Here is a 14002-nt window from a genome sequence, read left to right as displayed (position 1 = left end):
TCAGTGAATCTGCTGACGTTGCACGTACGCTCTTCCAAGGACTGAAAACGATTGGCGCATCGGCGGCGGTCGTCGTTCTCATGGTCCTGCCGACAGCACCGAACGCTGCAACACCCGAGCCGGAACCCCCTGGCCGCCTAGGTGGTTGCGGCCCTTACGGAACATCCGTCGGTTGCGTGCACCGTTCAGCCACCGCCCCGGATTACCTCCAGTTGCGCGCAGGGACCCGTTGATCCCTCTGAGCCACCGCTGACGAAGCCGCGGCAGGACTGGGGGCCGTCCGTCCCGCCCGGCCTGCGGCCGCCGCGGTACCGAAAATTAGGTCTTCCCTTAGCTGAGTGTGACATGTACCATTTCACATATCACGTGACATGGCCCACATCGATCGACGGCCTTTGGCCCCCACATGGAAGATCGCTATGACCCTTTCAGAAATCGCAGACGGTAAGCTCGCACCTCGTCTGGGTATCAAGCTAGACAACATCTCGAAGCGCTACGGCGAACACACCGTCCTCGACGACGTATCCCTGCACGTTGAACCGGGGACGGTCACGGCTCTCATCGGACCCTCAGGTGCCGGTAAAAGCACATTCCTGAGATGCATCAACCTTCTGGAGCGCCCCGATTCCGGCACCATCCAGGTAGACCAACACACCATCGAGCCCGGCAAGGATGTCAACAGCCGCGACCTTGCGGCCCTGCGGCGCACAGTGGGCATGGTGTTCCAGTCCTTCAACCTGTTTCCGCACATGTCCGCCTTGAAGAACATCAGCTTCCCCCAGCAGAAGGTCCTCGGACGCAGCAAGGAAGAAGCCGACGAACGGTCGAGGCAACTGCTGGAGAGGGTAGGCCTCAAGGAGAAGGCGGACCAGCATCCGGGGAAGTGCTCCGGCGGCCAGCAGCAGCGCATCGCCATCGCCCGAGCGCTCGCACTCGATCCTGCCATCATGCTCTTCGACGAGCCGACATCGGCCCTGGACCCCGAGGTGGGGCTCGAAGTCCTGGCCGTGATGCGCGAACTGGCCGCGGACGGCATGACGATGATCGTGGTCACCCATGAAATGCATTTCGCCCGGGACGTCTCGGACACGCTCGTCGTCATGGCCGATTGCAAAATCATCGAGCAGGGCGATCCGCGCGCCATCATGAGCGACCCCCAGGAAGCCCGCACCCGCCGCTTCCTCCGGGCCGTGCTGGAGCGCTGATATGGACGCCCTTTCAGCAGTACTTCAGGGACTGCCTATGACGATCATGCTGACGCTGTCAGCATTCTCCATCGGCATCGTGGGCGCCGTGCCCCTGGCCGTGGGCTTATCGTCGTCGAACATTCTTGTGCGGCTGGCGTCGCGGCTCTTCGTGGACCTGGTCCGCGGAGTCCCGATCATCGTTTGGCTTTTCCTGCTCAAGTTCGGCATCCAGATCGGGACGTTCAAGTTCAACCCCGTCGGCGCCGCAATAGTAGGCCTGGGCGTTGTCTCCATTGCCTATCTCGCCGAAATCTACCGCGGTGGGCTACAGTCCGTTCCGCGCGGCCAAGGCGAGGCGGCTCATGCCCTGGGCTTGACCGGCGGAACCACTTTCTACGGCGTGATGGTCCCGCAGGCGTTCCGCATAGTGTCGCCGTCCATCGCCACCTACCTGACAGGCTTGCTCAAGGACTCGTCGATCGCCTCCACGATCATCGTCACCGAGATGGTCTTCCAGTCCCAGGCCTTCGCCCGGCAACACCCGACGGTCGAGGGGATCCTGCCCTACATCATGGTGGGCATCCTCTACATCGCGCTCAGCCTGCCGGTCGCCTACCTGTCCCGCAGACTCGATTCCCGCATGAGGAAGGCTGTTTCCGTATGACATGGCTTACCGAATGGGCAGGCTACCTCCCGCAATTGATGTCAGGCCTCGCCGTCAGCCTCCTGATCGCCGGCATCTCGATCTTCTTCGGCTATCCGTTGGGACTGGTACTCAGCCTCATGGTCACCGCAAAGAACCTGGCCGTCCGCACCCTGGGACTCGCCGTCGTCGAAATTGGCCGCGGCGCCCCAGCCCTGGTGATCCTCTACCTCTTCTACTATGGCTTGCCGAAGTTCGGGATCGCGTTCGAGAGCATCACGGCCGCCTGCCTCGCCCTCACGTGGAACTCAGCGGCGTACTCGAGCGAGATCATGCGGGCAGGGCTCCAATCGGTGGCCCGCGGACAGCTTGAGGCTTCCAATGCCCTTGGCTTGTCGCAGCGCGACACCTTCTTCCGGGTCGTCATGCCGCAAGGCATGAGGTCGGCAATCCCCGGGCTCATGGGAGTCGCGATCCAAATGTTCCAAGGCACCTCCCTGGCATACGGAATCGCCGTCCCCGAGCTGATGAAGACGGCCTACAACATCGGTAGCCAGGACTTCAACTATCTGCAGATCTTCACCCTCGCTGGCCTCTGCTACGCCGTCATTTCGATGCCGGCCACGTGGATCACCGTTTTCTTCGAGAAGCGCATGGCCCGCCACACCTAACCGCTCCACCACATCCTGGAGCACCCCCAACACCACAGGAGGAACCATGAATACCCACCGCCTCAAAGGCACCGGCATCCTGACTGCCAGCGCGATCGCCCTCAGCCTCGGCCTTACAGCCTGCGGCGGATCCTCGGACGCAAGCACCGCCTCATGCACTCCGAAGCACCCCGGCATCCAGACCGTCGCACCGGGCAAGCTCACGGTGGGCGTCATCGATATCCCGCCGTTCAGCAGCTACAACAGCGGCAATCCCAACGGCATAGACATCGCGATCGTCAGCAAGATTGCCAAGGACGAGTGCCTCGAACCCGCCTACCAGCAAGCCACCTACGCAGATGCCGTGCAGTCAATCTCGGGCGGCAACATCGACCTCGCGGTGGGCACCATCGACGCAACCGAGAAGCGCCTCAAGGCTGTCGACTTCTCCGCCTCCACCTACCTCGACGGCATGGGCATCGTTTCCAAGTCGGGCGCCACCACCGTTTCGGATCTTGAAAAGATGAACAAGGTCGGCACCATCGACGGCTACTTGTGGGTTGAGGACCTCAAGAAGATCCTGGGCGGCAAGCTTGTCACCTACCCCAGCAGCGTCGAGCTTAAGGCAGATTTCGACGCCGGCCGCCTGGACGCCGACGTCGACGCTTACGGGGTGCAGGTGCTTCAGTTCAAGGGCGCCGCCGGCGTCAAGGTTTCGCTCGCGAACGAGAAACCGGACGCACGCGTCGGGGCAATCGCCCACGCACCCGAAGCCGCGTTCCCGATGACCAAGGGCAACCAGAGCCTGCAGGAGGCACTCGACGCCGGCATCACCGCTCAGCGCACGGATGGCACCATCACCAAGCTCCTGACCGACGCCGGCCTGTCCGAAGGACTCGGGAAGGTTGCCGAAAAGCAGTACGTAGTTCCCGCAAGCTAGCCCTCCCTGCCCCTTCCAGCTGACACAAGTCAGCAAACCCGGGTGCCGGGTTTCGGCCCGGCACCCATTTAGACCACCTGTGCAATGTCACATGGTAGATTAGGCTGTGAGGTAGCTCACGGCAGCACAATGACGGCGCCGCGTGTGCCCCACCGAAAGGACCCACAATGACTGAAACCCGCAAGCCCTGGCACGGCGTACTCGTCGCCACAGCGCTGCCGTTCAAGGATGATCTCAGCATCGACTATGACGCATACGCTGAGCATGTCCGTTTCCTGGCCAATGCAGGCTGCGACGGCGTAGCCCCCAACGGCTCGCTGGGCGAGTACCAGACGCTGAGCGAAGAAGAGCGTGCCCGCGTGATCACGACTGCGGTCGAGGCCGCGCCTGAGGGCTTCACCGTCATGGCCGGCGTGGGCGCCTACGGCGGCCTCCAAACGCAGAAGTGGGCAGAGCAGGCCGCCGAGGCCGGCGCCAAGGCTCTCATGTTGCTCCCTCCGAACGCCTACCGCGCCAACGACGACGAGGTGGTTGACCACTATCGCCGAGCCGCCGCCGTCGGGCTGCCGATCGTGGCCTACAACAACCCCATCGACACCAAAGTGGACCTGACTCCGCAGCTCATCGCCCGCCTCCACGGCGAAGGCCTCATTGTCGGCGTCAAGGAGTTCACTGGTGACGTCCGCCGGGCCTATGAGATCAAAGAACTCGCTCCGGAGGTGGACCTCCTCATCGGTACGGACGATACCGTTGTCGAAATGGGCCTGGCAGGTGCCGTCGGCTGGGTGGCGGGCTACCCGAACGCAATTCCGGAATCTACACTCGAGCTCTACCGGCTCTCCACCTCCGGCGATGTCGCAGACCTTGAGCGGGCCCGGGAAATCTACCGCGACCTGCACTCCTTGCTTCGCTGGGACAGCAAGACGGAATTCGTCCAGTCCATCAAGCTGTCCATGGACGTCGTTGGCCTCCGTGGCGGCGCCTGCCGCCCGCCGCGCGGACCGCTCGCCCCAGAGGTGCGGGACGCCGTCATCCGCGACACAGAAGCAGCCCTCGCCAAGGGCTACAAATAAACCAAAAAGGGTCTCGACGGGTCACCGGGTGACGGACCCACAAGCCGGGTTTCGGTCCTTCGGAAAGGAGCGCATCGCGGCCGACCGCGTCACGAAGGTCGCCCAGCGACCGAAGTGACGCCTGTCGGCTGTGTCTAAGCGACGCCGAAGGGCCGTTGCCCGGCGAAGCCCGGCGACGCCGGAGGGCCGAAATCCCGCCAACCCAGCCACAACAAGAGGAGAAGGAAAGCATGAGAACCAGCCGCATCTTCCACGCCGTGGACTCGCATACCGAAGGCATGCCCACGCGCGTCATCACCGGCGGCATCGGGACGATCCCCGGCGCCACCATGGCCGAGCGCCGCCTGTGGTTCATGGAGAACAGCGACTGGATCCGTACCCTGCTCATGACCGAACCGCGCGGCCACGCGTCGATGAGCGGGGCGATCCTCCAGCCATCTACGCGGCCGGACGCGGACTTCGGGGTGCTCTTCATCGAGGTGTCCGGTCTCCTGCCGATGTGCGGCCACGGCACCATCGGCGTCGCAACCGTCCTGGTGGAGACGGGCATGGTGGAGGTCGTTGAGCCAGTTACCACCGTGCGGCTCGACACCCCCGCCGGCCTGGTGGTCGCCCAGGTCGCCGTCAAGGATGGTCATGCCGAGTCCGTGACCATCCGCAACGTCCCCTCCTTCGTGGACCGCCTCGATGCCAAGGTGGAAGTTCCCGGGTTCGGTGCCGTCCCGTACGATCTGGCATTCGGCGGGAACTTCTACGCGATCGTGGACCTGGACAGCCTGGATTTGCCGTTCGAGCGCGAGCGCAAGGACGACCTGCTCAAGGCCGGATTGGCGATCATGGAGGCGATCAATGCCACGGACGAACCCGTCCACCCCGAGCGCGACGATATCCGCGGCTGCCACCACGTCTATCTCAAGGCGCCCGGCTCGACGGCGGAGCACTCCCGGCACGCGATGGCCATCCACCCGGGCTGGTTCGACCGCTCCCCGTGCGGTACAGGCACGAGCGCCCGTATGGCGCAGTTGCACGGGCGCGGCGAACTGGCCCTGGGCACCGACTTCGTCAACGAGTCCTACATCGGTTCCCGTTTCATCGGCCGCTTGGTTGAGGAAACGGAGGTGGCCGGCCGTCCAGCTGTCGTCCCCACGGTCACCGGCCGGGCCTGGCTTACCGGTACCGCGCAGTATTTCCTGGATCCCACCGATCCGTTCCCCGCGGGGTTCCTGCTGTGAGCCTTCCCTACTTCGATTCGACGGCGGTGCGGGCCGCCGCCCCTTGGACGACGGCGATCGCGGCCCTTGAGCACGCGCTCCTGAACGGCGTCGACCCCGAGGACGACAGTCCACGGTTGTTCAGCCCCGCACCGAACGGCGAGTTCCTGCTCATGCCCGCATCAGGCCAGCGCTACAGCGGTATCAAGGCGCTCACCGTAGCCCCTGCCAACCCGGTACGCGGGCTCGAAAAGATCCAAGGGGTTTACATCCTCTTCGATTCGGACACGTTGGCGCCGCTGGCCACGATGGACGGGAACGAACTCACGGCCATCCGAACGCCGGCCACCACCCTGCTGGCCGTCAAACACATCCTTGCGTCGGCCCCCGACGGCGCTCCCCGAAGCCACGAAAGCACCGAAAGAAAACGCGTGCTCGTATTCGGCGCTGGAGTCCAAGCGCTCAACCACCTCCGCGCGGCGCACGCCGTGCTCCCGGAGGCGAGCTTCGCCGTCGTCGGCCGCCGCCCCGAGCGGGTGACGGCGCTGATCGGGCAACTGGCCACCGAGGGCATCGAAGTCCGCCCCGGCAGCCTGGCCGGGGTGCCCGACGCCGATGTGGTGATCTGCGCAACCTCCTCCCGTACGCCTCTGTTCGACGGCGGTTTGGTTGCCCCTGGTGCCGTGGTGGCCGCTGTAGGCCAGCACGGCCTGGACGCCCGTGAAGTCGACGCCGGTCTTGTGCTGCGCAGCGACGTCGTGGTGGAGGGGCGCGCCTCGGCACTACGCGAGGCCGGGGACCTGATACCCGCACGCACCGCGGAGGAATGGGAAGCGATCCGTCCCGCCAACCTCCTCGACCTTGTCAAAGGAGAGTTCGTGCGCTCCCCAGGCAAGCCCTGCCTGTACGCAGGTGTGGGCATGGCATGGGAAGACCTCGCGACCGCTGCCGTGGTGTATGAAGGAGGCACCCGATCATGAAATCCGCACAAGGAGTGCTTAACGTGCCAACCAACAACCAGCTACCGATCGCGCCGCTCGGCCGCCAGCACAGCCTCCGCGAGTCCGTCACCGAGTCCCTGCGCGCAGCGATCATCGCCGGCACGTTAACGGAAGGCACCCTGTATTCCGCCCCCGCACTTGCCGCCGCTTTTGGCGTCTCGGCCACACCGGTTCGCGAGGCCATGATGGATCTCGCCCGCGAAGGCCTGGTGGAAACACTGAAGAACAAAGGCTTCCGCATCACCACCATGAGCGACCGCGAACTGGACGAGCTCACGGAAATCCGCCTGCTCCTCGAGCCGCCTGTTGTTGGCGACGTGGCCGGGGCGGTCCCGCCATCGGGCATGAAGGTGCTGCGCTCCATGGCGGACGACATCGTGGACGCCGCGCGGGAAGGCGACCTCACTGCCTACCTTGCCGCGGACCGCATATTCCACGCCGAGCTTTTGCGGTACGCCGGCAACAACCAGCTCGTTGAGTTGGCTACCAGCCTTCGTTCCCGTACCCGGATGTACGGCCTCAAGATCCTGAGCGACAGCAACCGCTTGGCCGACTCCGCCCAGGAACACCACGAATTGCTCGACCTCATCGAAGCCGGGGATGGGCCGGCGGCGCAGGAATTCATGCGCCGCCACATTGGCCACGCCCGCGGTCTCTGGGCCACGGGCGAGAACGAGAAACCGCAGGAGCAACAGACATGAACTCAGCGAGCGATGTGCTCGTCATTGGCGCCGGGGTTATCGGCGCCGCCACTGCCTATTTCGCAGCTCAGCAGGGTCTCACCGTCACCGTCCTGGACAAGGGGCTCCCCGCCAGCGGCACGTCTTCCGCCTGCGAAGGAAACATCCTTGTCTCGGATAAGGAACTCGGTCCCGAACTCGAACTAACCCGCTACTCCCTTGGCGTCTGGCACGGCGACCTCGCTGAGCATAAGCGGCTTTGGGAATTCGAGTCCAAGGGCGGCATCATCGTCGCCTCCCGGGAAAGCAGCCTGGCATCCCTCAACCGTGTGATGGCCGCGCAAGCCCGCTACGGCGTTGTGGTGGAGAAGCTGGACCCGGATACCCTGCGGAACGCCGAACCGAACATCACTCCTGACGCCTTGGGCGGGGCGAGCTACCCCGAAGACTGCCAGGTCCAACCAATGCTGGTCGCCGCACATCTGGTTCGGCTGGCAACCGATGCAGGGGCGCGTTTCGTCGCCGACACCCCCGTCACTGGCTTCCTCCGGAGCGGAGACCGCATCACGGGTGTGAGGACACCTCGCGGTGACTTCTCCGCCGGGGCTGTGGTGAACTGCGCCGGTACGTGGGCCGGCGAACTCGCCGCCCTGGCCGGGGTCAACGTCCCGGTCCTTCCCCGCCGCGGCTTCGTCATGGTCACCGAACCACTCCCGCCCATGGTTCACCACAAGGTCTATGCAGCCGAATACATCGATAACGTCGGCAGTTCCGACGCCGGACTCCAGGCCTCGCCGGTAGTCGAGGGCACTCCCAGCGGCACTATTCTCATCGGCTCAACACGCGAACGCGTCGGTTTCGACCGCACCGTGAGCACCAACGCCCTCCGGCTCCTGGCGGAAAACGCCGTCGCACTGTTCCCCTTCCTTGAGCACGTCAAGGCCATCCGCCACTACCACGGCTTCCGCCCGTACTGCCCGGACCACCTTCCGGTGATAGGCCACGACGAGCGCGCCCCCGGGCTGTGGCATGCCGCCGGCCATGAGGGCGCCGGAATCGGCCTCTCCGCCGGGACCGGCAAGCTCCTTGCCCAAGCGCTCTCCGGCCAGGCCCCGGACCTTGACCTTTCCCCCTTCGCGCCGGCCCGCTTCGGCGAGCGAAAGGAAAACAGCACAACTCATCGAGAGGAGGCCACAGCATGAGCACCCATTCATCAGGAGAGACCTGGTCAGTCAATACGCCGGGTGCGGTCAACGTGAGCTTCGACGGCCGTCCACTGGTTGCGGTACCAGGACAAAACATCGGCGCTGCCCTGGTCTCCAACGGCATCACCGCCTGGCGCAGCACGCGCAAGAACGCGCGTCCCCGCGGACTTTTCTGCGGCATCGGCGTCTGCTTCGACTGCCTCGTAACGGTCGACGGCGAAGCGAATCAGCGTGCCTGCCTCGTCGAAGTGCAAGAGGGCATGGAGATCGAGGGTTCTTGCCCGGATCAGGGAGGACGAGCATGACGCCCATCGTCAGCGCAGACGTCGCCGTCGTGGGCGCAGGTCCCGCCGGGCTGGCCGCGGCAGTCGCGGCCGCCGAGTCCGGAGCCGCCGTCGTGCTCGTGGACGCGGGCGCCCAACCGGGCGGCCAGTTCTGGCGACACCGGCCCGAGACCGTGGTGCCGGAACAGGAAGGCAAGGGGCACCACGGAGGGCGAACCTACCTCGACCTACGGGCTCGTTTCGACGCCGCGCGCGGCCGCGGGCGGATCACCTACCTTCCGGGGCTCCAGGTCTGGATGGCGCAGCAACTCCATCCAGTTCAAGGGGACGACGCCGGCTTCACCTTGCGCACGACGCCCACCGCCGCGGTGGCTGCTTTAGAGGCAAGTGTGGGTACCCAAACCGTCGTCGCGCGCCGTCTTGTCCTGTGTCCCGGCGGTTACGACCGCCAGCTTCCAGTTCCGGGCTGGGACCTTCCCGGTGTGATGGCTGCCGGCGGCATCCAGGCCTTCATCAAGGCCAACGGAATTCTTCCCGGGAAACGCTTTGTGATTGCTGGGACCGGTCCTTTCCTGCTCCCGGTTGCCGCGAATATCGCCGAGGCTGGCGGCAAGGTCCTCGCGGTGCTTGAGTCTTCCTCCCCGACCGCCTGGCTGCCGCATCTGCGTGCTGCTGCGGGAGTGCCGGAGAAGGCCCTTGAGGGCGCGGAGTACGCGGCCGTCTTCGCCCGGCACCGGATTCCGTACCGCACGCGCAGCATCGTCACCGAGGTCCTCGGAACGGATCACGTTTCCGGAGTAAGGACGGCCAGGGTCGACGCCGACGGCCGGGTGCGGCCCGGCACCGAGCGTGCGTACGAGGACGTGGACGTGGTCGGCTTCGGCTGGGGCTTCACGCCGCAGATGGAGCTGCCGCTGTCCTTCGGGGTCCAGACTCGGCTCGACGCGGACGGCTCGCTGGTCGGCGTCGTCGATGAGCGCCAGCAGTCCAGCGTCCCGGGCCTATTTCTCGCGGGTGAGGTCACCGGCGTCGGCGGGGCAACATTGGCCGTGCTTGAGGGCCTCGCGGCGGGCACTGCCGCAGCGGGCGGGACCGTTTTGCCGGAGAAAACCGCCGCGCGGCACCGGCGTTTCGCCGAGGCCATGCACCGGGCGCACCCCGTGCCTCCGGCCTGGCAGGACTGGCTCGTCCCCGAGACTATCGTGTGCCGCTGCGAAGAAGTCACAGCCCGCCAGCTCACCGACGCCCGGGAGAGCCTGGGAGCCCGCGACACCCGGACACTCAAGTCTTTCACCCGCGCCGGAATGGGCTGGTGCCAAGGCCGGGTGTGCGGCTTCGCAGCCGCCTGCATTGGGGCCGGCTCCGGCGTCGCGCCCACCGCTGAAAGCCTGTCCGGCTCCGCAAAGCGACCTTTGGCCGCGCCAGTGGGCATCGGCGAACTCGCCGCCCTTGAAACTACGGACAACTGAACATCCCCATCTGAACTGCCTCCCGAAAGGAGACCGCGCATGACCGCGATCGCCCAGACCACCGCCGTCGTACTGCCGCCGACTACCGACGCCGAGTTGGAACAACTGCTGGCAGCGGCCCAGAGAGCTGCGGCACCACTGGCCGCACGCCGCCCCGCCGAGCGCGCCGAGCTGCTCGACGCCGTCGCTGACGCTTTGGATGCTGCCGCCGACCAGCTCGTTCCCGTGGCCGAACGGGAAACCCGGCTGCCCGAGGCGCGGCTCCGCGGCGAGCTCAAGCGCACCACCTTCCAGCTGCGCCTCTTCGGAGAAGTACTGCGCGACGGCGGCTACCTTGACGCCCGCATTGACCATGCCGACGCCGACTGGCCGATGGGCGCCCCGCGGCCCGATCTGCGGCGTGTCCTGGCACCCTTGGGGCCGGTGGTGGTGTTCGCCGCCAGCAACTTCCCCTTCGCGTTCTCCGTTGCCGGCGGAGACACCGCGTCGGCGCTTGCCGCGGGCAGCCCCGTACTACTCAAAGCCCACTCCGGCCATCCCGGGCTGTCCCGGCTCACGGCGGAGGTCGTCGTCTCGGCACTCCGCGAGGCCGGCGCTCCCGACGGCACGTTCGCGCTCATCGCGGGGACCGCCGCCGGAGCTGCCGCCCTGCGCGACCCAAGGGTCAAGGCCGGCGCATTCACGGGTTCCATCCCCGGCGGACGCGCCCTCTTCGACATCGCCAGTTCCCGGCCCGAACCGATCCCCTTCTTCGGCGAACTGGGCAGCAACAACCCGGCCTTCGTCACCGAGGCCGCGGCCGCAGAACGCTGCGCGGAAATAGCCGAGGGCTTCGTTAGCTCCTTCACGCTCGGGGCCGGACAGTTCTGCACCAAGCCCGGAACGCTCTTCGTCCCAGCCGGCTCGGGGCTGGTGGAGGCCCTGCGCGACGCCGCTCTGCCACCTGCAGCGCCACTGCTCAACGAGCGGATCCAGTCCGGCTACGGCGAAGTCCTGCAGGGCCTGCAGTCAAACCCGCGCCTTGAGGTGCTGGTCCAGGGAGCAGGGCCGCTGGCCGATCCGCCGGGCGCGACCCTGCTCCGCACCACCGCGGCGGACATGCTCGCCGAGCCGGACGCCCTCCAAACCGAATGCTTCGGGCCCACCGCCGTCGTGGTGACGTACGACGACGAGTCCCAGCTTCCCGAGCTTGCCGAGACTTTCGAGGGGCAGCTGACCGCCACGATCCACGGAACGGACTCCTGCCAGGTAGAGGCACTGGTGGAGGTGCTTGCCCGCAAGGCCGGGCGCGTGGTCTGGAACCAGTGGCCAACGGGTGTCTCCGTGACGTACGCACAACAGCACGGCGGACCCTACCCGGCGACCACCGCCGTGGGAAGCACCTCCGTGGGCACGGCGGCTATGGAACGCTTCCTGCGCCCGATTGCCTACCAGGGCTTCCCGCAGCACCTGCTGCCGGAGGCACTCCGCGAGGACAACCCCCTGGCAGTTCCGCGCCTCATCAACGGCCGGCGGGAGGGTGGCCGTTGATGTGGGTGCAGAGAATCTCCTGGCTTGGCGGAGGTGTGCGATCCGCTCCGGCGGGCCGCACTCAAGTGAGCCGCCGGTTTCCCTTCCAAGAGTCCGATCAACAGATACTCACTCGACGTCTAGGAACGGACGACTCCTACTGGTGGATTCTCGCTGGCGGCATCCATGTCCCGGGATTCGGCCCGGCCGCCGAACCAGACGAAGCTCTTAGCCCCGGCGAAGTGCCCCCTGAACCCCTCAGGAGCTGAAGACTTCCTCGGCAGGCCGCGCGCCTTAGCTCACAGTTGCCCAAATCGGCCGTCCCGACCCTCTTTGCCAAAAGACGACGGCGACACTCCGGACTTGCCGGGGTGTCGCCGTCGTTCTTGATTCAAACAGGGTCAATCAGGGGGATGGCTTCATTGGCTGATGCTGGCCAGCGTCTCCCGTTCCGCTCCGATGGTGGTGTTGTCGCCGTGGCCGGTGCGGACCACCGTCTCGGCAGGAAGCGTCAGGAGCCGTTCCCGGATCGAGGCCAGGATGGTTGGGTAATCGCTGTAGGACCGTCCGGTGGCGCCCGGGCCGCCGTTGAAGAGGGTGTCCCCGGTGAACACCGTTCCTTCATCCTCAAGGAGGAAACAGGTGGAGCCCGGCGAATGGCCTGGCGTGTGGATGGCCTTGAGGGTCGCTCCGCCCACGCTGAAGACGTCGCCATCAGCGATGTGGTGGTCCGGCTTGACGTCGGGGTACACCTGTTCCCAGAGCACCAGGTCCTCAGGGTGCAGGTGGATGGGCGCGTTCACCGCGTCAGCCACCTCGCGGGCCGCCCCGATGTGGTCGTTGTGCGCGTGCGTGAGCAGGATGGCCAGGACCTTCCGGCCGCGGACCTGGCTGATGATCGCGCCGGCGTCGTGCGGCGAATCGATGATCACGCATTCGTCGTCGTTGCCCACGATCCAGACGTTGTTGTCCACGTCCCAGGTGCCGCCGTCGAGCGAAAAGGTGCCCGAGGTGACGAGGTTCTCGATGGTGACGCTCATGCGATTTCAACCACCGAACGCAGGACCTTGCCCTCATGCATCTTGGCGAAGGCTTCCTCCACCTGGTCAATCGTGATGCGTTCGGACACAAAGGCGTCGAGGTTCAGGTTGCCCTGCTTGTAGTGCTGGACCAGCATCGGGAAGTCCCGGGAAGGCAGGCAGTCCCCGTACCAGGAGGACTTCAGCGACCCGCCGCGGCCAAAGACGTCCAGCAGGGGCAGCTCGAGCTGCATCTCGGGGGTGGGCACACCCACCAGCACCACGCGGCCGGCAAGGTCCCTGGCGTAGAACGCCTGCTTGTACGTTTCGGGACGTCCGACGGCGTCGATGACGACGTCGGCGCCGAAGCCGCCGGTGAGTTCACGGATGGCATCGACAGGATCCGTGACGCGTGAGTTCACGCCGTGGGTGGCGCCGAGTGACTTGGCCATCTCGATCTTGTTGTCGTCGATGTCCACCGCGATGATCGTGGTGGCGCCGGCCAGCTTGGCCCCGGCAATGGCAGCGATGCCCACGCCGCCGCAGCCGATGACGGCCACGGACTCGCCGCGCTGGACCTCGCCGGTGTTGATGGCGGCACCGATTCCGGCCATCACGCCGCAGCCGAGGAGCCCGACGGCGGCCGCATCGGCGTCCTCGTCCACCTTGGTGCACTGCCCGGCGGCGACGAGCGTCTTCTCGGCGAAGGCGCCGATCCCCAGCGCGGGAGACAGTTCCGTGCCGTCCTCCAGGGTCATCTTCTGGGTGGCGTTGTGCGTGTTGAAGCAGTACTGCGGCTTGCCCTTGGCGCAGGCCCGGCACTGGCCGCAGACCGCGCGCCAGTTCAGGATGACCCGGTCGCCGGGAGCCACATCCGTGACATCGGGGCCGACGGCGCTGACCACGCCGGTGGCCTCATGGCCGAGCAGGATGGGGAAGTCGTCGGTGATTCCGCCCTGCTTGTAGTGCAGGTCCGTGTGGCAGACGCCGCAGGTGAGGATGTCCACCAGCGCCTCGCCCGGGCCCGGATCCGGCACCAGAATGGTCTCCACCGAGACCGGGGCGTTCTTTTCCTTGGCGATGACCGCTTTTACTTTGTGGACCATGAGCTTGTGTTCCTTTCGTCAGTCC

At 66.0% G+C, this 14002-nt stretch carries 14 protein-coding genes; 12 read left to right on the top strand and 2 right to left on the bottom strand.

The window, feature by feature from the left end; all coding sequences use genetic code 11:
- Window positions 1-419 precede the first annotated feature (419 nt).
- From ASG92_RS03620 to ASG92_RS03565, 12 genes are all read left to right on the top strand, one after another.
- Window positions 420-1205: an amino acid ABC transporter ATP-binding protein gene (locus ASG92_RS03620; protein ID WP_056624627.1), complete on the top strand. Its 786-nt coding sequence runs from the start codon at window positions 420-422 to the stop codon at window positions 1203-1205.
- Window position 1206: 1 nt separating this feature from the next.
- On the top strand, window positions 1207-1851 hold the full coding sequence (locus ASG92_RS03615) for an amino acid ABC transporter permease (protein WP_056624624.1): 645 nt from the start codon (window positions 1207-1209) through the stop codon (window positions 1849-1851).
- Entirely contained in the window at window positions 1848-2501 is a 654-nt protein-coding gene (locus tag ASG92_RS03610; RefSeq protein ID WP_056624621.1) for an amino acid ABC transporter permease, read from the top strand. The genes ASG92_RS03615 and ASG92_RS03610 overlap by 4 nt, the downstream gene beginning before the upstream one ends.
- Before the next feature lie 46 nt (window positions 2502-2547).
- A complete protein-coding gene (locus ASG92_RS03605) occupies window positions 2548-3420 on the top strand; it encodes a transporter substrate-binding domain-containing protein (protein WP_056624618.1) in 873 nt (290 codons plus the stop codon).
- Window positions 3421-3587: 167 nt separating this feature from the next.
- Window positions 3588-4493, top strand: a complete 906-nt coding sequence (locus tag ASG92_RS03600; protein ID WP_056624615.1) for a dihydrodipicolinate synthase family protein — start codon at window positions 3588-3590, stop codon at window positions 4491-4493.
- A gap of 230 nt (window positions 4494-4723) precedes the next feature.
- The gene (locus ASG92_RS03595; protein WP_056624611.1) at window positions 4724-5725 is read left to right on the top strand and encodes a proline racemase family protein; all 1002 of its coding nucleotides are present in this window, start codon (window positions 4724-4726) and stop codon (window positions 5723-5725) included.
- The gene (locus ASG92_RS03590; protein ID WP_056624608.1) at window positions 5722-6684 is read left to right on the top strand and encodes an ornithine cyclodeaminase family protein; all 963 of its coding nucleotides are present in this window, start codon (window positions 5722-5724) and stop codon (window positions 6682-6684) included. The genes ASG92_RS03595 and ASG92_RS03590 overlap by 4 nt, the downstream gene beginning before the upstream one ends.
- Entirely contained in the window at window positions 6681-7406 is a 726-nt protein-coding gene (locus tag ASG92_RS03585) for a GntR family transcriptional regulator (RefSeq protein ID WP_056624604.1), read from the top strand. The genes ASG92_RS03590 and ASG92_RS03585 overlap by 4 nt, the downstream gene beginning before the upstream one ends.
- On the top strand, window positions 7403-8587 hold the full coding sequence (locus ASG92_RS03580; protein WP_056624601.1) for an FAD-dependent oxidoreductase: 1185 nt from the start codon (window positions 7403-7405) through the stop codon (window positions 8585-8587). The genes ASG92_RS03585 and ASG92_RS03580 overlap by 4 nt, the downstream gene beginning before the upstream one ends.
- Window positions 8584-8895: a (2Fe-2S)-binding protein gene (locus ASG92_RS03575; RefSeq protein ID WP_200951870.1), complete on the top strand. Its 312-nt coding sequence runs from the start codon at window positions 8584-8586 to the stop codon at window positions 8893-8895. The genes ASG92_RS03580 and ASG92_RS03575 overlap by 4 nt, the downstream gene beginning before the upstream one ends.
- Window positions 8892-10343 carry an FAD-dependent oxidoreductase gene (locus ASG92_RS30225; protein WP_056624597.1) on the top strand — a complete coding sequence of 484 codons (1452 nt, stop codon included), beginning with the start codon at window positions 8892-8894 and terminating at the stop codon, window positions 10341-10343. The genes ASG92_RS03575 and ASG92_RS30225 overlap by 4 nt, the downstream gene beginning before the upstream one ends.
- A 39-nt stretch (window positions 10344-10382) precedes the next feature.
- Complete coding sequence (locus tag ASG92_RS03565; RefSeq protein ID WP_056624594.1) at window positions 10383-11873, top strand: aldehyde dehydrogenase (NADP(+)); 1491 nt, start codon at window positions 10383-10385, stop codon at window positions 11871-11873.
- 398 nt (window positions 11874-12271) lie between these two features.
- Here ASG92_RS03565 and ASG92_RS03560 read toward each other — a convergent pair whose 3' ends face one another.
- Both ASG92_RS03560 and ASG92_RS03555 read right to left on the bottom strand, forming a co-directional pair.
- The gene (locus ASG92_RS03560) at window positions 12272-12892 is read right to left on the bottom strand and encodes an MBL fold metallo-hydrolase (RefSeq protein WP_056624590.1); all 621 of its coding nucleotides are present in this window, start codon (window positions 12890-12892) and stop codon (window positions 12272-12274) included.
- Window positions 12889-13977: an S-(hydroxymethyl)mycothiol dehydrogenase gene (locus ASG92_RS03555; protein WP_056624588.1), complete on the bottom strand. Its 1089-nt coding sequence runs from the start codon at window positions 13975-13977 to the stop codon at window positions 12889-12891. The genes ASG92_RS03560 and ASG92_RS03555 overlap by 4 nt, the downstream gene beginning before the upstream one ends.
- Window positions 13978-14002 lie beyond the last annotated feature (25 nt).

This window comes from Arthrobacter sp. Soil736 (genome assembly GCF_001428005.1).
Taxonomy (GTDB): domain Bacteria; phylum Actinomycetota; class Actinomycetes; order Actinomycetales; family Micrococcaceae; genus Arthrobacter.
The sequence above is the reverse complement of the archived record's forward strand: the minus strand, read 5'-3'. Positions and strand labels throughout refer to the sequence as shown.

Bases quoted from the DNA above. Each gene is read 5' to 3' on its own strand.
- ASG92_RS03605 (WP_056624618.1), top strand. From the start codon at position 2,548: ATGAATACCCACCGCCTCAAAGGCACCGGCATCCTGACTGCCAGCGCG.
- ASG92_RS03620 (WP_056624627.1), top strand. From the start codon at position 420: ATGACCCTTTCAGAAATCGCAGACGGTAAGCTCGCACCTCGTCTGGGT.
- ASG92_RS03600 (WP_056624615.1), top strand. From the start codon at position 3,588: ATGACTGAAACCCGCAAGCCCTGGCACGGCGTACTCGTCGCCACAGCG.
- ASG92_RS03565 (WP_056624594.1), top strand. From the start codon at position 10,383: ATGACCGCGATCGCCCAGACCACCGCCGTCGTACTGCCGCCGACTACC.
- ASG92_RS03580 (WP_056624601.1), top strand. From the start codon at position 7,403: ATGAACTCAGCGAGCGATGTGCTCGTCATTGGCGCCGGGGTTATCGGC.
- ASG92_RS03560 (WP_056624590.1), bottom strand. From the start codon at position 12,892: ATGAGCGTCACCATCGAGAACCTCGTCACCTCGGGCACCTTTTCGCTC.
- ASG92_RS03610 (WP_056624621.1), top strand. From the start codon at position 1,848: ATGACATGGCTTACCGAATGGGCAGGCTACCTCCCGCAATTGATGTCA.
- ASG92_RS03585 (WP_056624604.1), top strand. From the start codon at position 6,681: ATGAAATCCGCACAAGGAGTGCTTAACGTGCCAACCAACAACCAGCTA.
- ASG92_RS30225 (WP_056624597.1), top strand. From the start codon at position 8,892: ATGACGCCCATCGTCAGCGCAGACGTCGCCGTCGTGGGCGCAGGTCCC.
- ASG92_RS03595 (WP_056624611.1), top strand. From the start codon at position 4,724: ATGAGAACCAGCCGCATCTTCCACGCCGTGGACTCGCATACCGAAGGC.
- ASG92_RS03575 (WP_200951870.1), top strand. From the start codon at position 8,584: ATGAGCACCCATTCATCAGGAGAGACCTGGTCAGTCAATACGCCGGGT.
- ASG92_RS03555 (WP_056624588.1), bottom strand. From the start codon at position 13,977: ATGGTCCACAAAGTAAAAGCGGTCATCGCCAAGGAAAAGAACGCCCCG.
- ASG92_RS03615 (WP_056624624.1), top strand. From the start codon at position 1,207: ATGGACGCCCTTTCAGCAGTACTTCAGGGACTGCCTATGACGATCATG.